22 protein-coding genes are annotated in these 18256 nt (G+C 63.2%); 5 read left to right on the top strand and 17 right to left on the bottom strand.

Annotation, left to right across the window (positions count from 1 at the left end; translation table 11 throughout):
• Positions 1–9: 9 nt before the first annotated feature.
• The 11 genes from phnN to ccmA all read right to left on the bottom strand — a co-directional run bounded on the left by phnN (position 10) and on the right by ccmA (position 8525).
• Positions 10–561: a phosphonate metabolism protein/1,5-bisphosphokinase (PRPP-forming) PhnN gene (phnN, locus tag KSS96_RS09315; RefSeq protein WP_017529332.1), complete on the bottom strand. Its 552-nt coding sequence runs from the start codon at positions 559–561 to the stop codon at positions 10–12.
• Positions 562–1180: 619 nt separating this feature from the next.
• The gene (locus tag KSS96_RS09310; protein ID WP_017529333.1) at positions 1181–1576 is read right to left on the bottom strand and encodes a hypothetical protein; all 396 of its coding nucleotides are present in this window, start codon (positions 1574–1576) and stop codon (positions 1181–1183) included.
• Positions 1577–1590: 14 nt separating this feature from the next.
• Positions 1591–2775, bottom strand: coding sequence for a c-type cytochrome biogenesis protein CcmI (ccmI, locus tag KSS96_RS09305; protein WP_065877964.1), 1185 nt, complete (start codon positions 2773–2775; stop codon positions 1591–1593).
• Positions 2768–3241, bottom strand: coding sequence for a cytochrome c-type biogenesis protein (locus KSS96_RS09300; RefSeq protein ID WP_017529335.1), 474 nt, complete (start codon positions 3239–3241; stop codon positions 2768–2770). Before KSS96_RS09300 ends, ccmI begins: the two co-directional genes overlap by 8 nt.
• Positions 3238–3774: a DsbE family thiol:disulfide interchange protein gene (locus KSS96_RS09295; protein ID WP_017529336.1), complete on the bottom strand. Its 537-nt coding sequence runs from the start codon at positions 3772–3774 to the stop codon at positions 3238–3240. The genes KSS96_RS09300 and KSS96_RS09295 overlap by 4 nt, the downstream gene beginning before the upstream one ends.
• Positions 3771–5756: a heme lyase CcmF/NrfE family subunit gene (locus KSS96_RS09290; RefSeq protein ID WP_217856024.1), complete on the bottom strand. Its 1986-nt coding sequence runs from the start codon at positions 5754–5756 to the stop codon at positions 3771–3773. The genes KSS96_RS09295 and KSS96_RS09290 overlap by 4 nt, the downstream gene beginning before the upstream one ends.
• A 3-nt stretch (positions 5757–5759) precedes the next feature.
• Positions 5760–6215: a cytochrome c maturation protein CcmE gene (ccmE, locus tag KSS96_RS09285; RefSeq protein ID WP_017529338.1), complete on the bottom strand. Its 456-nt coding sequence runs from the start codon at positions 6213–6215 to the stop codon at positions 5760–5762.
• Positions 6212–6388 carry a heme exporter protein CcmD gene (gene ccmD / locus KSS96_RS09280; protein ID WP_003172771.1) on the bottom strand — a complete coding sequence of 59 codons (177 nt, stop codon included), beginning with the start codon at positions 6386–6388 and terminating at the stop codon, positions 6212–6214. The genes ccmE and ccmD overlap by 4 nt, the downstream gene beginning before the upstream one ends.
• The gene (locus KSS96_RS09275; RefSeq protein ID WP_065877960.1) at positions 6385–7140 is read right to left on the bottom strand and encodes a heme ABC transporter permease; all 756 of its coding nucleotides are present in this window, start codon (positions 7138–7140) and stop codon (positions 6385–6387) included. The genes ccmD and KSS96_RS09275 overlap by 4 nt, the downstream gene beginning before the upstream one ends.
• Positions 7141–7224: 84 nt before the next feature.
• The gene (ccmB, locus tag KSS96_RS09270; RefSeq protein ID WP_003189951.1) at positions 7225–7893 is read right to left on the bottom strand and encodes a heme exporter protein CcmB; all 669 of its coding nucleotides are present in this window, start codon (positions 7891–7893) and stop codon (positions 7225–7227) included.
• The gene (gene ccmA, locus KSS96_RS09265) at positions 7890–8525 is read right to left on the bottom strand and encodes a cytochrome c biogenesis heme-transporting ATPase CcmA (protein ID WP_017529341.1); all 636 of its coding nucleotides are present in this window, start codon (positions 8523–8525) and stop codon (positions 7890–7892) included. Before ccmA ends, ccmB begins: the two co-directional genes overlap by 4 nt.
• Positions 8526–8724: 199 nt before the next feature.
• Between ccmA and fliK the strand changes: the two genes are divergently transcribed.
• The gene (gene fliK, locus KSS96_RS09260; RefSeq protein WP_065878060.1) at positions 8725–10302 is read left to right on the top strand and encodes a flagellar hook-length control protein FliK; all 1578 of its coding nucleotides are present in this window, start codon (positions 8725–8727) and stop codon (positions 10300–10302) included.
• Positions 10299–10628, top strand: coding sequence for an EscU/YscU/HrcU family type III secretion system export apparatus switch protein (locus tag KSS96_RS09255; protein WP_017529343.1), 330 nt, complete (start codon positions 10299–10301; stop codon positions 10626–10628). The genes fliK and KSS96_RS09255 overlap by 4 nt, the downstream gene beginning before the upstream one ends.
• Positions 10629–10757: 129 nt before the next feature.
• Here the strand turns inward: KSS96_RS09255 and KSS96_RS09250 are convergent, their stop codons facing one another.
• Positions 10758–11984, bottom strand: a complete 1227-nt coding sequence (locus KSS96_RS09250; RefSeq protein ID WP_065877958.1) for a molybdopterin molybdotransferase MoeA — start codon at positions 11982–11984, stop codon at positions 10758–10760.
• Complete coding sequence (moaB, locus tag KSS96_RS09245; protein WP_017529345.1) at positions 11968–12507, bottom strand: molybdenum cofactor biosynthesis protein B; 540 nt, start codon at positions 12505–12507, stop codon at positions 11968–11970. The genes KSS96_RS09250 and moaB overlap by 17 nt, the downstream gene beginning before the upstream one ends.
• A 76-nt stretch (positions 12508–12583) precedes the next feature.
• Here moaB and mobA point away from each other — a divergent pair, with 76 nt between their 5' ends.
• Both mobA and KSS96_RS09235 read left to right on the top strand, forming a co-directional pair.
• Positions 12584–13186, top strand: a complete 603-nt coding sequence (gene mobA / locus KSS96_RS09240) for a molybdenum cofactor guanylyltransferase MobA (RefSeq protein ID WP_017529346.1) — start codon at positions 12584–12586, stop codon at positions 13184–13186.
• Positions 13187–13266: 80 nt separating this feature from the next.
• Entirely contained in the window at positions 13267–13488 is a 222-nt protein-coding gene (locus tag KSS96_RS09235) for a YgdI/YgdR family lipoprotein (RefSeq protein WP_010211805.1), read from the top strand.
• A gap of 54 nt (positions 13489–13542) precedes the next feature.
• Here KSS96_RS09235 and KSS96_RS09230 read toward each other — a convergent pair whose 3' ends face one another.
• The 3 genes from KSS96_RS09230 to KSS96_RS09220 all read right to left on the bottom strand — a co-directional run bounded on the left by KSS96_RS09230 (position 13543) and on the right by KSS96_RS09220 (position 15153).
• Positions 13543–14433 carry a pseudouridine synthase gene (locus KSS96_RS09230; protein ID WP_065878058.1) on the bottom strand — a complete coding sequence of 297 codons (891 nt, stop codon included), beginning with the start codon at positions 14431–14433 and terminating at the stop codon, positions 13543–13545.
• A 73-nt stretch (positions 14434–14506) separates the two neighbouring features.
• Positions 14507–14842 (bottom strand): hypothetical protein, encoded by a 336-nt coding sequence (locus KSS96_RS09225; RefSeq protein ID WP_017529348.1) that lies wholly within the window; start codon positions 14840–14842, stop codon positions 14507–14509.
• 74 nt (positions 14843–14916) lie between these two features.
• Entirely contained in the window at positions 14917–15153 is a 237-nt protein-coding gene (locus KSS96_RS09220; RefSeq protein ID WP_065877953.1) for a glutaredoxin family protein, read from the bottom strand.
• A 145-nt stretch (positions 15154–15298) separates the two neighbouring features.
• Here KSS96_RS09220 and KSS96_RS09215 point away from each other — a divergent pair, with 145 nt between their 5' ends.
• Complete coding sequence (locus tag KSS96_RS09215) at positions 15299–17035, top strand: cation:proton antiporter (protein WP_065877951.1); 1737 nt, start codon at positions 15299–15301, stop codon at positions 17033–17035.
• On the opposite strand, the gene KSS96_RS09210 is transcribed toward KSS96_RS09215, so the two are convergent.
• On the bottom strand, positions 17022–18230 hold the full coding sequence (locus KSS96_RS09210) for an ammonium transporter (protein ID WP_017529351.1): 1209 nt from the start codon (positions 18228–18230) through the stop codon (positions 17022–17024). The genes KSS96_RS09215 and KSS96_RS09210 overlap by 14 nt on opposite strands.
• Positions 18231–18256: the final 26 nt, after the last annotated feature.

Below are 18256 nucleotides of genomic sequence, written 5' to 3'. Positions count from 1 at the left end.
GCTACGCCCCTAGCCCAGGCAGCAGAGCAAACGCTCGACCGTGTGCTCCAGCGGGCCGGAGTTATCCAGCACGCACAACCCCGCGCCATTGGCGGCGATCAGTTCCTCGGTGAACCGTGTGTTGCGCGCCAGGCGTTCCTCGATATCCGCCAGCGACTCACGCCCGCGCGCGAGCAAGCGCTGGCGCAATACGGTTTGATCCACCGTCAGCAACAGCACCAGCAACGTCGGGTAACGCTCGCGGGTTTGCGCCAGGTGCGCGCGGGAGCCATTGACCAACACGTCCTCCCCCGCCGCCAGCCATTCGTCAATCGCCTTGGGAATGCCGTAGCACAGGCCGTTGGCCTGCCAGCTGAGGGCAAATGCGCCCTCGGCCTCCATCACCGCAAACTGCGTCGGGCTCACGCCCTGGGCGGCTTCGCCTACCGCCTCCGGCGAACGCGTGATCACCCGGCGCGCAATGCGGCAGCCACGCTCGGCCAACCGTGGGCGTGCCGCGTCCAGCAGGCTGTCCTTGCCCGAACCCGAAGGCCCGATGAGATAGATCAACCTGCCTGCCATCACCACACTCTCTTTGCTTGTTTTCAGACTTCTTGGACCACGGCGCTGGGTAGTCGGCACGGAAAAGTTCACCCAGCACGCGCTCGGAAGCCAGGCCCGCGGCGGCCACATTACCGGAGTGCGACATGCCGTGCATCACGTTCTGCGTATACGCAAAGGGGGGCTTGCCCCGTGGCGATGGCGATTGGATGTCCCCTGTGGGAGGGGCGGTGCCACTTGCTCCCGATATCGGTGTGGTAGCCCGGTTCCTTCATAGATCCCCAAAACGCTCAAGGGCGTTTTTTTGCGCGGGCTGCTTTGTGGCGGCTGTGCATGGGAGGCTTCGGCCTGCCGGGTTTCTATGACCGGTCTACCACCCCGTGTACAGTCGCCTCCTTACATCGTGTGGTAGCGAAATGGAGGTGCTCATTCATAGGAGCTTCGCCATGAAAAAGTTACTTCGAGTCCCCCACCATCCGCCTCGGATGACACCCCGCAACCCCCACCCGACGTCATCTTCGGCGTCCGCCCCGGTCTCGGCACCGAAACAGGCCTGAGCAATGCCGCATTTTGACCCCGGTGTTTGGAAGGATGCATTTCACAGATATTAAAAAGGCGACCTCGTGGAGGTCGCCTTTTGTCATTGCGCGTACTGCTTGCTCAACCCCGGCGGTACGCCCTGCACGTCGGTGTCTTCCCACGGGCCGTTCGGGCTGATGGAGCGGCTCCAGCCGTTGCTCCAGCGGTAATAGGTGCGCTGGCGGTAGAAGGTGTCCGGCTGGTCGTCGAGCACGTAGACCTGCATCTTGCCGTCCCAATGGCTGGCGGCGCCGGGCGGTGGGGCGAATGTCGGCGATTTGGTCGGTAGCGGTTTTGGCGCCGGAGTGACTGGGCCGGAAGGTTGTTTGCTCGGCTGGCTGGACGGGCCCGACGGCGGGATGGTGGGGCCGGTGGGGCTCGGAGGTGGCCGGTGGACCGCACAGGCACTCAGGCCTAATACGAGGCTGAGCAGGGTAATGCGTGCGAATGCGGTCATGGTGTTTCCTCGAATTACTGGTCCGGACTGTCGATGGTCAGTTGCTGCTGCGCAGTGGTGCTGCTGGCCAGGGGTTGGCTGCGGCCGATCCACTCGCCCTTGGTCGGCTGACCGGCCCGGGAGATGCGCGCAACCAGTTGGACTTCAGGGAAGTTGGACAGTTTCAACTGCGGCATCATTGCGTCGGCATCGCCCAGTTCGACGGTGATGGGCAACTCGGCAACGGTGACGCGTTTAGCCGCCAACGGCGCCGGCGGGCCGCTGACGGCGCGGGCGAAGATGAATACGCTGTCGGTCGGCAGGGCGTTGGCCTTCACGTTGGCGGCCAGGTCCACGCGCACTTTAAGCCGCGCCTTTTGTGCGACGGTGCCGCCGCTCTCTTTGAGTTTTTCCGTCGCCCGGTCGATGCCGCCTTGCAGCGCAGCGCGGGAATTATCCTGCGCGGGTAACTGCGCCAGCAGGCGGCCCCAGTAATCAATCGCGTCCTGATAACGCTGGCCTTCAAAGGCGGCAATGCCCAGTAGACCCAAGCTGGTGACTTCGTTCGGGTCAAGCTTCAACGCTTCATCGGTCAGCGCCTGCACGTTGGGCGACCACTGTTTGTTGTCGGCAAAGTACTGCGCCTGGGCCCATTGGCCGAGCAGTTCCGGCTGGCGACCGGCCAGGGCCACGGTGCGTTCGAAGACCTTGGCGGCATCGGCGGCACGGTCCTGGGCCATATACGCGCGGCCGAGGAAGTACAGGCCTTCGGCCGAGTCCGGCTGGGCGGCGGCGGCGCGCTCCAGGCGCTGGGTCATGTCTTGCAGGGACACCGGCGGCTGGGAGAATTCGCGAGTCAGTTCGACCTTGTCGCTGGCGCCGAAGTGCAGGTAGAGCCCCAGGCCCAACACGGGCACCAGCACGGCGGCGAGTAATGGCAGCGGTTTGCCCAGGCGCGATTCGCGGGGTTTTTCCATGCCTTCGGTATCGGCGAGCAATTCGCGGGCGGCTTCGGCGCGGCCGGTGTCGAGTTGCGCGGCGTTCAATACGCCTTCGTCCTGCTGCATTTGTAATTCGGCGACGCGCTCTTGATACAGCGCCACGTTCAGCGCGGTGCGATCCTCTTCACGCTGGGCACGACGGCCGCGCAACACAGGGATCAACAGGAAACTCAGGGCAATCAGAAGCAGCAAGCCGGCTGCGAGCCAGAAATCAATCATCAGTCTTGGTGTCCAGCAATTGGTCGAGACGTTTGCGTTCTTCAGGGGACAGCGCGTCACTGCCATCGGCAGGCGCGGCGCGGCGGCGGCGGACGATCACGGCCATCACCACCACACCGGCCAGCAGCAGCCCGGCGGGGCCAAACCAGAGCAGCGCGGTCTTGCCGGTGAGCGCCGGTTTGTAACGCACGAAATCACCGTAGCGGTCGACCATGAAGTCGATGATCTGCTGGTTGTTCTTGCCCTCCCCCAGCATGCGGAAGATCTCTTTGCGCAGGTCGGCGGCGATGGGTGCGTTGGAGTCGGCAATGTCCTGGTTCTGGCACTTGGGGCAGCGCAGTTCCTTGGTCAGGTCGCGAAAGCGCTCACGCTCGGCGTCGTTGGCGAATTCATAGGTGTCGATGGCGGCGTGGGCCACACCGACCAGCCCCAGGGCCAGGACAGCAGCGGCTAACAGACGCTTCATGGCTTGGCCTCATCGACCAGCGCCTGGTACTTGGCGGCCAGTTGCTCGCGCCATACCACTTCGTCGATCACGCCCACGTATTTGTCGCGGATCACGCCCTTGGCATCAATAAAGAAGGTTTCCGGCGCGCCGTACACGCCCAGGTTCAAACCGAGGTTGCCGTCTTCATCGCGGATATCCAACTGGTACGGGTTGTGGAACTCCGCCAGCCATTTCAGGGCCGCCGCGTTGTCGTCCTTGTAGTTGATGCCGTAGATCACCACGCCTTTGTCGGCCAGTTTGTTCAGCACGGGGTGCTCGACGCGGCAGGAGATGCACCAGGTGCCCCACACGTTGACCAGCGCCGGTTTGCCCAAGAGGTCAGCACGGGTCAGGGTTTTGTCGCCCTGCACGTTGGGCAGCGAAAACTCGGGGAACGGCTTGCCGATCATTGCCGACGGCAACTCGGCCGGGTCCAGGTACAAGCCGCGATAGAGGAACACCGCCACCACCAGAAACGCCGCCAGCGGCAACACCATCAACCAACGCTTCATACCGCCACTCCCATGCCGAGGGCGTCACGCACCCGGCTCTTGACCTTGACCCGATAACGCCGGTCCAGCGCCGCGAGCAACCCACCAAACCCGGTAAGCAAGCCGCCGAACCAGATCCAGCGTACAAACGGTTTTACATGTACGCGCACCGCCCAGGCACCCTCGCCCAGCGGCTCGCCCAATGCCACATACAGGTCACGGGTGAAACCGGCGTCGATACCCGCCTCGGTCATCATCGAACTCTGCACGGTGTACAGGCGTTTTTCCGGGTGCAGCACGGCGATTTCCTTACCGTTGCGTACTACGCGCACGGTGCCTTTGTCTGACGTGAAGTTAGGCCCCTCGAAGTGCTTGGCGCCTTCGAAGATGAACTGATAGCCGGCCAGGTCCATGGACTCGCCCGGCGCCAGGCGCAGGTCGCGCTCGGCACTGTTCTGGCTGGAGAGCACCACGCCCAGGGCGCATACGGCGATGCCGAGGTGGGCGATTTGCATGCCCCAGTAACTGCGGGTCAGCGTCGGCAGCCCTTTGATCAGGCCTTTGTGGCGGGTCTTGTCGGCGATATCACGCACGCCGGCCAGCAACACCCAGGCCGCCAGCAGGAACGTGGCCAGTACCGCCCAGTTGAAATCGCCATAGGCCACGCCGGCGATCACCGCCAGGGCAACACTGCCCAACAGCACCGGCATCAGCATGCCGGCCAGCCATTTCACCGGGGTGTCTTTCCAGCGCACCAGCACGCCCACCGCCATCACCACCATCAACAGGCCCATCAACGGAATAAACAACGTGTTGAAATACGGCGGGCCGACGGACAACTTGGCGCCGCTCAAGGCATCCAGCACCAGCGGGTACAAGGTGCCAAGCAAAATCATCGACGCGGCCACCACCAGCACCAGGTTATTGCCCAGCAACAGGGTTTCCCGCGACCACAGGTTGAAGCCCACCTGACTCTTGACCACCGGCGCGCGCAGTGCGAACAGGGTCAGCGAACCGCCCACCACAAACAGCAGGAATATCAGGATAAACACGCCGCGCGCGGGGTCGGAGGCAAACGCATGGACCGAGGTCAACACGCCCGAACGCACGAGGAAGGTGCCGAGCAGGCTGAGGGAAAACGCCGCGATGGCGAGCAACACGGTCCAGCTTTTGAACACGCCGCGTTTTTCGGTGACGGCCAGCGAGTGAATCAGCGCCGTGCCCACCAGCCAGGGCATGAACGAGGCGTTTTCCACCGGGTCCCAGAACCACCAACCGCCCCAGCCGAGTTCGTAGTAGGCCCACCACGAGCCGAGGGTGATGCCGATACCGAGGAAGGCCCAGGCGACGATGGTCCACGGCCGCGACCAGCGCGCCCATGCTGCGTCAAGACGCCCGCCCAGCAAGGCGGCGATGGCAAACGCGAAGGCCACCGAGAACCCCACGTAACCCATGTAGAGCATCGGCGGGTGCACGATCAGGCCGATGTCTTGCAGCAAGGGGTTGAGGTCATGCCCGTTGGCCGGGATCTGCGGCAGGATGCGGCTGAAGGGGTTGGAGGTCATGATCAGGAACAGCAGGAAACCGATGCTGATCATGCCCATCACCGCCAGTACCCGCGCCAGCATCACCTGCGGCAGTTGGCGCGAGAACACCGACACGGCGAAGGTCCAGCCGCCGAGGATCAGCGCCCACAGCAGCAACGAGCCTTCGTGGGCGCCCCACACGGCGCTGAACTTGTAGTACCACGGCAGCGCGCTGTTGGAGTTATTGGCGACATAGGCGACGGAAAAGTCGTCGGTCATGAAAGCGTAGGTCAGGCAGCCAAACGCGAACAGCAGGAAGGCGAACTGGCCCCAGGCGGCCGGCTGCGCCAGGCTCATCCACAGGCGGTCGCCACGCCAGGCGCCGAGCAACGGCACCACGGCCTGTACGATGGCGAAGCACAGCGCGAGGATCATCGCCAACTGGCCCAATTCGGGAATAAACAATGCGGGCATCATCACTCAGCCCTCCTTCGCGGGTGTTGGCGCGGATTGGCCGCTGTCCTTGAGCGCCTTGGTGACCTCCGGCGGCATGTATTTTTCATCGTGCTTGGCCAGCACTTCATCGGCCACCACCACGCCGTCGGCGTTGAGCTTGCCCAGGGCGACGATGCCCTGGCCTTCGCGGAACAGGTCCGGGAGGATGCCCCGGTAGGTGATGGTCACAGCCTTGTTGAAGTCGGTGACCACGAAGGTCACGTCCAGGGAGTCGCCGGAGCGCTTGAGCGAGCCCTTCTCGACCATGCCGCCGGCGCGGATGCGGGTATCGACAGGCGCTTCGCCATTCGCGATCTGGGTCGGGGTGTAGAACAGATTGATGTTCTGTTGCAGGGCGCTCAGGGCCAGGGCCACGGCAATGCCGACGCCGGCCATGATGGCGAGGATGATCAACAGACGCTTTCTACGCAGCGGATTCACTTTTCGGTCTCCCGGCGCAGACGACGCGCCTCTTGTTGCAGGTAACGCTTGCGGGCCAGGATCGGCGCGGCGACGTTGAGGGCCAGCACCGCCAGGCAGATGCCATAGGCCGTCCAGACATACAGGCCATGGTGGCCCATGGCGAGAAAATCACTGAAAGAAGCAAAACTCATCCGCGCACTCCCAGGCTGCTTTGCACGTGGGCCTTGACCCAACTGGTGCGGGCTTCACGCTTGAGCACTTCGAGGCGCATGCGCATCAGCAGCACCGCCCCGAAGAAGCAGTAGAACCCCAGCACCATCAGCAGCAGCGGTGCCCACATCTCCACGGGCATCGCCGGTTTTTCGGTGAGGGTGAACGTGGCGCCCTGGTGCAGGGTGTTCCACCACTCCACCGAGTATTTGATGATCGGGATGTTGATCACACCAACAATCGCCAGCACCGCGCAGGCCTTGGCGGCGCTGTCACGATTGCTGATCGCGTTGCCCAGGGCAATCAGACCGAAGTACAGGAACAGCAGGATCAACATGGACGTTAGTCGCGCATCCCACACCCACCATGAACCCCAGGTAGGTTTGCCCCAGATAGCGCCGGTGACCAGCGCCACGGCCGTCATCCACGCACCGATAGGCGCCGCGCATTGCAGGGCCACGTCGGCCAGTTTCATCTTCCACACCAGGCCGACGATGCCGCACACCGCCAGCATCACGTAGCAGGACTGGGCCAGCATCGCGGCGGGCACGTGGATATAGATGATGCGAAAGCTATTGCCTTGCTGGTAGTCCGGCGGCGCAAAGGCCAGGCCCCAGACCAGGCCGATGCCGATCAGCAACACGGCGGCGACGCTCAACCATGGCAGCAGCTTGCCGCTGATGCCGTAAAACCATTTGGGCGAGCCGAGCTTGTGAAACCAGGTCCAGTTCATTGCTGTTTCTCACGGTTGCTTCTTGTCGTTGCAAGAAGCGTAGGGTCTTTACTGGCCAGGCGTGCAAAGCCTGACCAGACCTCATTATTCGCCGACGCTGATCTTCAGGCCGGCGGCTATGGCAAAGGGTGTCAGGGTTACCGCCAGGGCGGTCAGGCTGCCAAGCCACAGGAGGTAACCGGTCGCCGGCATGCCCATGAGCGCGGCTTGCAAAGCGCCGCTGCCGAGGATCAGTACCGGGATGTACAAAGGCAGAATCAACAGGGCCAGCAATAGGCCGCCGCGCTTCAAACCCACGGTCAACGCTGCGCCCACCGCCCCCAACAGGCTGAGCACCGGCGTACCGAGCAACAACGACAGCAGCAATACCGGCAGGCACTCCACGGGCAAGCCGAGCATCATGGCCAGCAGCGGCGAAAGCAAGACTAGCGCCAAACCGGAAAAAGCCCAGTGTGCCAGTACCTTGGCCAGTACCAGAAGTGGCAAGGGGTGCGACGAAAGGACCCACTGCTCCAGGGAACCGTCTTCGAAATCACTGCGAAACAGCCCGTCCAGCGAGAGCAGGACCGATAAAAGCGCCGCCACCCACACCAGCCCCGGAGACAAGGTTTGCAACAGTTTAGTCTCAGGGCCGACCGCCAACGGGAACAGCGCGATGACGATGGCGAAGAACACCAGCGGGTTGGCCAGTTCGGCCGGACGACGGCACAGCAGGCGCGCTTCGCGAGCGACCAACAAGGCGAATACGCTCATGCCGACCACCGCCCCAGGTCCAGATCGCGGTAACCGGCAGGCATACGGGTGAGGGTGTGATGAGTGGTGAGCAGTACCGTGCCGCCCTGCTCGCAATGGCGCGCCAAGTGTTCTTCAAGCTGGGCGACGCCTTGTTTATCCAGGGCGGTGAAGGGTTCGTCGAGAATCCACAGCGGCGGGCCCGGCAGGTACAAGCGGGCCAGGGCCACGCGGCGCTGTTGGCCGGCGGACAGGGTGTGACAGGGAACGTCTTCGAAGCCCTTGAGGCCCACGGCCGCGAGTGCCTGCCAGATGGCGTCACGCGAGGCGGGGTGATGCAGGGCGCTGAGCCAACTGAGGTTTTCTTCGGCGGTGAGCACGTCTTTGATACCGGCGGCGTGGCCGATCCAGATCAGGTTGCGCGCCAGCGTAGTACGTTGCTCATTGAGCGGTTTGCCGTTGAGGCGTACAACACCGGCCGTAGGCTGCATCAACCCGGCCAGCAAACGTAACAAACTGGTCTTGCCGCTGCCGTTGGGCCCGCTGACCTGCACCATGTCACTGCCCGCCAGTCGCAGTTCGAGGTGCTCGAACAACAGGCGCAGGTCGCGTTCACAGGAGAGCGCTACGGCTTCAAGAAGAGGGCTGGTCAAGAGATCGCGGGCCTTTACGGTTCAAGTCGGCGGTGCAGCGGCCGTTAAAGAGAGATGCACAATAACGGCTTTGGCGACCGATTTTAGAGAGCTGGATCAAATAGTTGTGAGGTTTTTACCGCTCTCTTTACAGACGGGCGGCATTATACATGCGATGCCCTACGCTAAAGAGGGCTATTTCCCAGAGACGATGCGCACGATGACCGGCGAGATCAACCTTCCTACGCTTGCTCCCCCTCCTGCCGCCGGGCAAAGCCCCGCGCCTGCACCGGGAGCCTTGCTCAAACTGCTGGAGCCGCAGATCGGTTTGATCGATCCGGGGAAAACCGCGAACGCCGAAGTCATCGCCCTTAAACAAGGCGGCGAAGCCTTTCAGTTATTGCTCAAATTGACCCTTGAGGGCGGCCGCCAGACCCTGGTACAGGCCAGCAGTGCCCAACCGTTGCCGCTGGGCAGCAATGTGGCCGTGAGCCAGACGCCAGCGGGCAACCTGACCCTCAGTTTGCAGCAGGCCTTAAGCGCCAATGTGGCGGCCCTGACCCGCATCGACATCGACCGGATGCCGATGGGCACGTTGTTGCAAGCCAAGGTGCTGACCACTCAGATGCTGCCCCAGGGCACCACGCAGCCGGCGATCTACCGCTCGCTGGTGACCGTGCTCAACAACGCCCTGGCGGGTGCGACGCTGACCGTGGAAAGCCCCCAGCCCTTGCGCGTGGGTAGCCTGCTCAGCGCCGTGGTGCAGGACGCGCAAACCTTGAGCTTTGTGCCGCTGAGCGGGCTCAAGGATCAATTGGCCGTCGCGCAACAGCTGGCTACCCAGCAGAGTCGCCAAGGCTCGCTGGATGCAGTGTTCACGGCCTTGCAGAACCTGCCGCGCGGCGACAGCACCTCGGCCGACCTGCGCGCCGCGGCGGATCGTTTGCTCGCCGCCCTGCCCGACCTGGCACAGGTGAGCAACCCCAAGGTGCTGGCCCAGGTGATCCAGAACAGCGGCGCGTTTCTGGAAGCCAAGTTACTCGCCGGGCAAAACCCCCAGGTACCGCCGCTGGATATGAAAGGCGCGCTGCTGCGCCTGGTCGCCGATCTGCTGCCCGCCCTGCCCACCGCCACCAACCTGAACGCCATCCTCGCCGCCAACACCCTGGCCCAGGTCATGCCGAATTTCGTGCGCAGCCCGCTCAACACCCTTGGCCAGGTCAGCGCCCGGCAGGCACCGGTGGGCTTCCCGCTGCCGGAGCGGCTCATGGCCAAACTGGAAGGCGAAGGCGACCTGGAAAACCTGCTGCGCCTGGCCGCCGGCGCGATTTCCCGCCTGCAAAGCCATCAACTGTCGAGCCTGGAACAAACCGGCACCACCGCCGATGGCCGCCTGCAGACCACCTGGCAGTTGGAAATCCCCATGCGCACCCTGCAGGACATCGTGCCGCTGCAGGTCAAATTCCAGCGCGAAGAACCGGCGCAGGAGAAGGAACAGCCGGAACGCAAGGCGAATAAAGAGGCCAAGCAGATGCTCTGGCGCGTCGAACTGGCCTTCGACATGGAGCCGCTGGGGCCGTTGCAGGTGCAGGCGCAACTGAGCCAGGGCAAGCTGTCCAGCCAGCTCTGGGCAACGCGGCCGTTCACGGCGAGTTTGATCGAAAGCCATTTGGGCAGCCTGCGCGAGCGCCTGGTGACATCGGGCATCAACGTCGGCGACCTGGATTGCCACCTGGGTACCCCGCCACGCGGGCCGAAGACCGGACTGGAGCAACGCTGGGTGGATGAAACCGCATGAAGAACACCGAATCACCACGCCAGGCGATTGCCCTCAAATACGACGGCCAGCAGGCCCCCACCCTCACCGCCAAAGGCGACGATGCCCTGGCCGAAGCGATCCTCAAGCTGGCGCGGGAAAATGAAGTGCCGATCTATGAAAACGCCGAGCTGGTAAAACTGCTGGCGCGCATGGAACTGGGCGACAGCATTCCCGAGGAGCTGTACCGCACGATTGCCGAGATCATCGCGTTTGCCTGGACGTTAAAGGGCAAGTTCCCGGTAGGGTATGACCCGGATGCGGGGCCGGTGGAGCGGGATGTGACGGAGCGCGGCGACGATTACTGAATAGCCATAGGCACGCACACGTCCAAAATGTCGGAGGGGGCTGGCTCCCGATAGCGGTGGGTCAGCTACGGATGTATGGCTGAGCCCCTGCTATCGGGAGCAAGCCCCCTCCCACAGTTGGATTTGTGTTCAGTTCAGGACTTCACTCAGGGGAATGAAATTGACTCGATCGCCGACCTTGAGCGTCGTCCCTTCCACCACTTCCACAAACCCCTCGGCCCACGCCGCGCTGCGCAGCACGCCGGAGCTTTGGTTGCGGTAGATGATCGCCTGGCCCTGCTCGATACGCCCGCGCAGATACTCGCGGCGATTGCCCGGCTTGGGCCACTCAAAGCCCACCGGCACCTCCAAGCGCAACGGTTCCACGTCGGCCACGCCTTGGCGCCGCAGGATGTAAGGCCGCGCCAGCAATGCGAAGGTCACCAGGGTCGAGGCCGGATTACCCGGCAGGCCGATCACCGGCACACCACGGAAATGGCCGACGGTCAGCGGCTTGCCCGGTTTGATCGCCAGCTTCCACAGCGCCAACTCGCCCTCTTCGCGCAGGGCGACACCGAGGAAATCCGCTTCGCCCACCGACACGCCGCCAGTGGACAGGATCAGGTCGACGCTGCCCAGGCTCGCCAACCGTGTACGGGTCTGTTCGAGGTCATCCGGCAGGATCCCGGCGTCGAGCACTTCGCAGCCCATGCGTGCCAACCAACTGCACAGCACGCGGCGGTTGCTGTTGTAGATCTGGCCCGGGCTCAGCGGCAAACCGGGTTCGATCAGCTCATCGCCCGTGGACAACACCGCCACGCGCACGCAGCGCACCACCGCCAAGCTGTCACGGCCCAGGGAGGCGGCCAGGCCCAGTTCGATCGGGCCCAGGCGTGTACCGGCCGACAACACGCATTCGCCGACCGTGGTTTCCTGGCCCTGGGGACGAATGTTCTGATGAAGATGCAGGGGTTCGGTAAAGCTCACGCGCGCGTCGGCGTGGAGCACAGCGTTTTCCTGCATTTCGACGCAGTCGGCGCCCGCCGGCACCGGCGCGCCGGTGAAGATGCGCGCGCAGGTGCCGGGCGCCAAGGGCTCAGGCGCAGTGCCGGCGAAAATGCGCTGGCTCACCACCAGCGGCTCGCCGGTCCAGTCGGCCAGGCGCAGTGCGTAACCGTCCATGGCGCTGTTGGGCCAGGGCGGCAGGTCGAGGGTGGAGACCAGGTCCTGCGCCAAGACCCGACCATCGCATTCAGCCAGCGACAAAGCGTGCGACTCACGGATCGGCGCGGCTTCGGCCAGCGCCAGCAGCTGCTGCAGTGCGGTTTCCACCGGCATCAGAGTGCCGGTCTTGCCGGGCTTACCCACGGGATTCACAAGGCTCGGCCTGTTTCAGATGCGGCACGAAGTTGCACGGGCGATGGCGGTTATCCAGTTGCTCGGCAAGGATGCCGTCCCAGCCGGTGCGCACCGCATTGGTGGAGCCCGGCAGACAGCACACCAGCGTACCGTTGGCCAGGCCGGCCAGGGCGCGCGATTGCACGGTGGAGGTGCCGATATCGGCCACGGAGATCTGGCGGAACAGTTCGCCAAAGCCATCGACCTGTTTGTCCAGCAGGCAGCTCACGGCTTCGGGGGTGCTGTCGCGGCCGGTGAAACCGGTGCCGCCGGTGATCAGCACCACTTGCACCACGTCTTCGGCGATCCAGTGGGCTACCTGGGCGCGGATTTTGTAGAGGTCGTCCTTGAGCAGTACGCGCTCGGCCAGGTGGTGGCCGGCGGCGCTCAGGCGGTCGACGAAGACCTGGCCCGAGGTATCGGTGTCCAGGGTGCGGGTGTCGCTGACAGTCAGTACAGCAATATTCAGGGGTACGAAGGGCGCATCAGCCTTGGCTTTCATGGCACGGTCCGGTTGTCGAAGGAACAGCCCGGTGTTATATCACAGGCCCCCATTTACCTGCCGCAGCGGAACCGCCATGTCTCTTGATTCTTCGCGCCTGCCCTGTTCGATTCTGCTATTGGCCGGTGGCCGTGGCCAACGCATGGGGGGCCAGGATAAGGGCCTGGTGAAGTGGCGCGGCCAACCCCTGATCGCCCACTTGCAGCGCCTGACGCGCCCGCTGACAGACGACCTGATTATCTCGTGCAACCGCAATCACGACCGCTACGCCCCCTATGCCGATCAACTGGTGAGCGACGACAGCCCGGACTTCCTTGGCCCCCTCGCGGGCATCCGCGCCGGTTTGGCGGCGGCACGCCACTCGCGTCTGCTGGTACTGCCGTGTGATGTGCCGACTATTGACGCTGACTTACTCAACGCCCTGCGTGACACGCTGGAGCGCAACCCGCTGTGGCCGGTCATGGTGCGTCACGGCGAATTCTGGGAACCGTTGATCTGCATCATCCCGACCTACCTGCGCGCCGAGATAGAACAGGCTTGGCACGCCGGTGAGCGCAGCCCGCGCCAGATCTTCCTGCAACTGGGTGGCATCGGCGTGGAATGCGCGGCGGATGACCCACGCTTGGCCAACCTGAATACGCCTGAGCTGTTGCACCCAAGGTCCGACGTGTCAGAATGAACCTTCGCACAAGGAACTTTGATGACGTCTTACACGTCTCAAGGTCAGCACTTAAAAGTATTCTCTTGGAGACAACACCCATGACTCAACGGACCATCGCCGCTCTCATGCTTGCACTGGGCCTCGCTACCCTCGCCGGTTGCGCCTCGCCAACAGTGATCACCCTGAATGACGGTCGCGAAATCCAGGCCGTCGACACCCCGAAATACAACGAAGATTCGGGTTTCTATGAATTCGAACAACTGGACGGCAAGCGTACCCGTATCAACAAGGATCAGGTGCGTACCGTTAAAGACCTGTAAGTCTTAACGTTTGCCATCAAGGCCCGCCTCGCGCGGGCCTTGTCGTTTCCGGGGTTACCAGTCGAGCGTGATCCGGCTGCGGAAACTGCGCGTTTGACCGGTCACCGGGTCGACAAATCGCACGCCCTGGGCCAGCAGTTTGAGGGGGTTGGCGTAGTCGTCCACGGCGTCCTGGATCACCTGCGGGTAGAACGGGTCGTTGCAGATGCTCGCGCCGAGCGCGGCCATGTGCACGCGCAACTGGTGCTTCTTGCCGGTCACGGGGAACAGGCCGTAGCGCCACAGGCCGGCGTGTTTTTCCCGCACCTGCACCGCCGTTTCGGTGTTGCTGGCACCTTCGCCTTCCTGCATGCGGAAAAAGGGTTCGCCCTCCACCAGGCGGCTTTTGTGCACCAACGGGAACGTCAGCCCAGGCAGGGCCGGGGCGATGGCTTCGTAGAATTTATCGATCCGGCGTGTGGGAAACAGCTGCTGATAGGCCGAACGACTGGCTGGATTGGCCGAGAACAGCACCAACCCGGCGGTGTGCCGGTCGATGCGATGCAGCGGCACCAGCGAGGGGTTGTCCAGGCGGCGGATGAGGCGGCGCAACAGGGTTTGCTCGACATACTCACCGGCAGGCGTCACCGGCAAGAAGTGTGGTTTGTCCGCCACCACCAGGTGTTCATCGGCGTACAGGATGGTTTCCTGAACCGGTATTACCTTTTCGTTCGGCACTTCGCGGAAGTAGTAGATGCACAGCCCCTCTTTGTACGCGAGGTCCTGGCGGATCGGGCTGCCGCTGATATCCAGCACCCGACCGCGGGCGATGCGGTCCAGCCAGTGTGCGCGGCTGACGGCCGGGAAGTGTTCGCACAGGCAGTCGAGCACCGTCGCCCAACGGCCTGGAGGCAAGTACAACGTGCTGGCTTGATGCTGGGACGCGGAAAAACCGGAAGTGGACATGCCGATGCTCGAAGCCTTGAGAAAACCGGCGGGCATTATCCCGCATGAAGCGGGATTCGGCCTAGGGCGGATATCACGCCTTGGCCAATTGCGCCCGCAGGATCGGCGACGCACTGGCGGCCTCGGTGAACTCCTTGAGCCAGCGCAGTACGTCCACTGCTTCCCAGCGGCCCGGATCGTACAAGGCGTAGAGCAAGCCCTGGTAGCCCACTACGTCCAACTGCTTGTGGTAACCGGCGCGCTGGAACAACGCTTCGATCTCGGCAAAGCAGGTATTGAAATGCACCTTGTTAAACGGCGTCTTGCCTTCCGTGACCAAGCCATCGAGGCGCAGCTCGTTCACCGCATCGCGCACGACGTCGGCAGACATGCGATTGACGCTGCTTTTCAGTTGTTCAACATTCACCACGGGCGTTCCCTCTATTCAATCGCTGTACAAACATACAGTAACTTAATATTTGGAAACCCGCCATCGCATAAACCTCAGCGAAGGAAGGCGACAACCTGTTCAGTGTCGAACGGCCAGTCCAGTTCCGCGCCCGTGTCCCTGCGTCGAAGCACCGGAATTCTTAGGCCATAGGCCTCGGTCAGGTCGTCGGGGTCGGTGATGTCGACCAATTCAACGAGCAGTCCGTGTTCGACGAGCGGCATGATTTCAGCTTCAGCAATCTCACACAGATGGCAACCCAGGGTGCCGAACAGCTGGCATTCAGGAAGCATGGCGAATAGACCTGGCAGGGGACGAGTGAGCATTCTAAAGCCGCCCTGGCGCTGTGACCCACAAAAAAAATTGACCCAGATCAGCATGGCCTATAACTGATTCAGCGATTCTCGCGGCTTTTTGCCCGCTCACCCTGCAACGGAGATGCTCGTGTTTGCCAACCTGCTGATCATTCTGGCCTCCTCCCTGGTGGTGATTGCGCTGTTTCGCCGGCTGCAACTGCCTCCCGTGCTGGGCTACCTGTGTGTGGGCCTGGCCGTGGGGCCGACGGCTCTGGATTGGGTGAATGACAGCGAAGAGCTGCCCGACCTCGCGGAGTTGGGCGTGGTGTTCCTGCTGTTTTCCCTGGGTTTGGAGTTTTCCCTGACCAAGATGCTGGCCCTGCGCCGCGTCGTATTCGGCCTGGGCAGTTTGCAAGTGCTGGGTTGCGCGGTGCTGCTGGGCGGTATGTTGATGGCCTTGGGCGTGGCGCCAGGCATCGCCTTGCTGCTCGGTGCGGGGCTGGCGTTGTCGTCTACGGCCATCGTCAGCAAGGAGCTGACCAGCCTCGGGGAAATCTTCAGCAGCCATGGCCAGAATGCGATCGGCGTGCTGCTGTTCCAGGACGTGGTGGCCGTGTTGCTGCTGACCCTGGTGCCCGTGTTTGCCGGCAGCAGTGACCACGCCTGGTACTGGGCCTTGCCGCTGACCCTGGGTAAAACCGGGGTGCTGTTCGTGGGCCTGCTGCTGGCCAGTCGCTGGTTGTTACCGCGCCTGTTTCACGAAGTCGCCGCGTCCCATTCGGCCGAGCTGTTTGTGCTGTTGGCGCTGGTGATTGTGTTGTTGACCGCCTGGCTCACGCACTTGCTCGGCCTGTCTCCGGCCCTTGGTGCGTTCCTGGCCGGCATGCTGCTCGGCGAAAGCCATTATCGCCACCAGATCGAAGCGGATATCCGACCGTTTCGCGACATCCTCCTGGGGCTGTTTTTCGTCAGTATCGGCATGCTCATCGACCTGCAGTTATTCCTAAGCCACGGCCTGCTGATCCTCGGCCTGACCCTCACCTTGATGCTTATCAAGGGCGCCGTGGTCGCCGTGCTGGTCAAGCTGCGCGGCAGCGACAGTGAAACCGCCTGGCGCAGCGGCCTGGCCCTGGCCCAGGGTGGTGAGTTCTGTTTTGCGCTGATGGCGCAGATGCAGCAGAGCCAACTGATTCCGGACCAGTTCAATGGCGTGCTGCTCGCCGCGACCTTCTGCTCGATGCTGCTGACTCCGCTGTTGTTGCGCGCCGCGCCGGCGATTGCCCTGCGCCTGCACCGCAAACCCAACCAACAGGTGCAACTGGAAGCAATCACCGCGCTCAACGCGCAGTTGCACGGGCATGCGGTGATCTGCGGCTATGGCCGTGTCGGGCAGTCCATCGGGCGTTTTCTGCACCGCGAGCGGCAGGCGTTTATCGCCCTGGATGACGACCCGGAACGGGTGCAGGAGGCGGCCACCGAAGACAGCAGCGTGCATTACGGCGACTGCCGCCGAGGCGCGCTGCTCAGTGCGGTGGGCCTGGAGCGCGCGCGGTTGGTGGTGATCGCCGTGGACAACAGCGATGTCGCCCTGCTGGTGTTGAAGGAGGCACGCCGAATCAACCCCGACGTGCCGATCCTGGTGCGTACCCGCGATGACAGCCAACTGGCTGAGCTGAAAGCCGCGGGCGCCAGTGAAGTGGTGCCCGAGTTGTTGGAGTCGAGCCTGATGCTCGCCTCCCACGCCTTGATCCTGCTGGGCCTGCCGGACCAACAGGTACAGGCCCGGGTCGATGAAGTGCGGCAAACCCGCTACCGCCTGCTGCACGGTTTTTACTCCCACCCCGGCAATGACGACGAGGCGCCGATCAATCCTGACTGACCGCGCCGATCTTGTGGATCGACAGGTCCGCGCCGTAGTACTCCTGCTCCTGGCTCAGGCGCAGCCCGCTTGCGCGCTTGATCACACCGTACACCAGCAGGCCGCCGCCAAACGCCACGGCTACGCCCAGGCCGGTGCCGATCAACTGGCTGATCAGGCTCACGCCGCCCAACCCGCCCAGCGCCGTCTGGCCAAAGATGCCGCAGGCGATGCCACCCCATACGCCGCACAAACCGTGCAGCGGCCATACGCCCAGCACGTCGTCGAGCTTCCAGCGATCCTGGGCCGCAATAAAACACCACACAAACAAGCCGCCGGCGACCACACCGGTCACCAGCGCGCCCACCGGATGCATCAAGTCGGAACCGGCGCAGATCGCCACCAGCCCGGCCAGCGGACCGTTATGTAGAAAGCCTGGGTCATTGCGGCCGATCACCAGCGCGGCGACGGTGCCACCGACCATGGCCATCAACGAGTTGACCGCCACCAGCCCGCTGACGCCGCTCAGGGTCTGCGCACTCATCACGTTAAAGCCGAACCAGCCGACGATGAGGATCCACGACCCCAGCGCCAGGAACGGAATACTCGACGGTGCAAAGGCCACCAGGCGCCCTTCGCGGTAGCGCCCATTGCGCGGGCCGAGCAGCAACACCGCCGCCAGCGCCAGCCAGCCGCCCATGGCGTGCACCACCACGGAACCTGCGAAGTCATGGAAACTGGCACCAAAGGCGGCAAGCAACCAGGCTTGCAGGCCGAAATTGCCGTTCCAGACCATGCCTTCAAAGAACGGGTAGATAAACGCCACGATCAACGCAGTGGCACACAGCTGCGGGGCGAATTTTGCACGCTCGGCAATGCCTCCGGAAATAATCGCCGGGATCGCTGCGGCAAACGTCAGCAGGAAGAAGAACTTCACCAAACCGTAACCGTGGTCGGCGCTGATCACGGCCGCCGGTTGCATGAAGCTCACGCCGTACGAGATCCAATAGCCTATAAAGAAATAGGCCAGGGTGGAGATGGCGAAGTCGCTGAGGATCTTGGACAGGGCGTTGACTTGGTTTTTCTGGCGCACCGTGCCGACTTCGAGGAACGCGAAGCCGGCGTGCATGGCCAGTACCATGACCGCACCGATCAGGATAAACAGGGTGTTGGAGCTGTGGACCAGAGTGTCCACCGCGCTTTGCAAATTTTCCATGGAGGTTGGCAGGCCTGTGTTAAACA

It is taken from the genome of Pseudomonas asgharzadehiana (assembly GCF_019139815.1).
Lineage (GTDB): Bacteria > Pseudomonadota > Gammaproteobacteria > Pseudomonadales > Pseudomonadaceae > Aquipseudomonas > Aquipseudomonas asgharzadehiana.
The sequence above is the reverse complement of the archived record's forward strand: the minus strand, read 5'-3'. Positions and strand labels throughout refer to the sequence as shown.

Bases quoted from the DNA above. Each gene is read 5' to 3' on its own strand.
- KSS96_RS09290 (WP_217856024.1), bottom strand. From the start codon at position 5,756: ATGATGCCCGCATTGTTTATTCCCGAATTGGGCCAGTTGGCGATGATC.
- KSS96_RS09255 (WP_017529343.1), top strand. From the start codon at position 10,299: ATGAAGAACACCGAATCACCACGCCAGGCGATTGCCCTCAAATACGAC.
- KSS96_RS09220 (WP_065877953.1), bottom strand. From the start codon at position 15,153: ATGCTTCCTGAATGCCAGCTGTTCGGCACCCTGGGTTGCCATCTGTGT.
- KSS96_RS09235 (WP_010211805.1), top strand. From the start codon at position 13,267: ATGACTCAACGGACCATCGCCGCTCTCATGCTTGCACTGGGCCTCGCT.
- KSS96_RS09295 (WP_017529336.1), bottom strand. From the start codon at position 3,774: ATGAAGCGTTGGTTGATGGTGTTGCCGCTGGCGGCGTTTCTGGTGGTG.
- KSS96_RS09210 (WP_017529351.1), bottom strand. From the start codon at position 18,230: ATGGAAAATTTGCAAAGCGCGGTGGACACTCTGGTCCACAGCTCCAAC.
- ccmB (WP_003189951.1), bottom strand. From the start codon at position 7,893: ATGAGCGTATTCGCCTTGTTGGTCGCTCGCGAAGCGCGCCTGCTGTGC.
- KSS96_RS09310 (WP_017529333.1), bottom strand. From the start codon at position 1,576: ATGACCGCATTCGCACGCATTACCCTGCTCAGCCTCGTATTAGGCCTG.
- phnN (WP_017529332.1), bottom strand. From the start codon at position 561: ATGGCAGGCAGGTTGATCTATCTCATCGGGCCTTCGGGTTCGGGCAAG.
- ccmD (WP_003172771.1), bottom strand. From the start codon at position 6,388: ATGAGTTTTGCTTCTTTCAGTGATTTTCTCGCCATGGGCCACCATGGC.
- moaB (WP_017529345.1), bottom strand. From the start codon at position 12,507: ATGAAAGCCAAGGCTGATGCGCCCTTCGTACCCCTGAATATTGCTGTA.
- KSS96_RS09215 (WP_065877951.1), top strand. From the start codon at position 15,299: ATGCTCGTGTTTGCCAACCTGCTGATCATTCTGGCCTCCTCCCTGGTG.
- KSS96_RS09300 (WP_017529335.1), bottom strand. From the start codon at position 3,241: ATGAAGCGTCTGTTAGCCGCTGCTGTCCTGGCCCTGGGGCTGGTCGGT.
- fliK (WP_065878060.1), top strand. From the start codon at position 8,725: ATGACCGGCGAGATCAACCTTCCTACGCTTGCTCCCCCTCCTGCCGCC.
- KSS96_RS09275 (WP_065877960.1), bottom strand. From the start codon at position 7,140: ATGAACTGGACCTGGTTTCACAAGCTCGGCTCGCCCAAATGGTTTTAC.
- mobA (WP_017529346.1), top strand. From the start codon at position 12,584: ATGTCTCTTGATTCTTCGCGCCTGCCCTGTTCGATTCTGCTATTGGCC.
- KSS96_RS09230 (WP_065878058.1), bottom strand. From the start codon at position 14,433: ATGTCCACTTCCGGTTTTTCCGCGTCCCAGCATCAAGCCAGCACGTTG.
- ccmI (WP_065877964.1), bottom strand. From the start codon at position 2,775: ATGATTGATTTCTGGCTCGCAGCCGGCTTGCTGCTTCTGATTGCCCTG.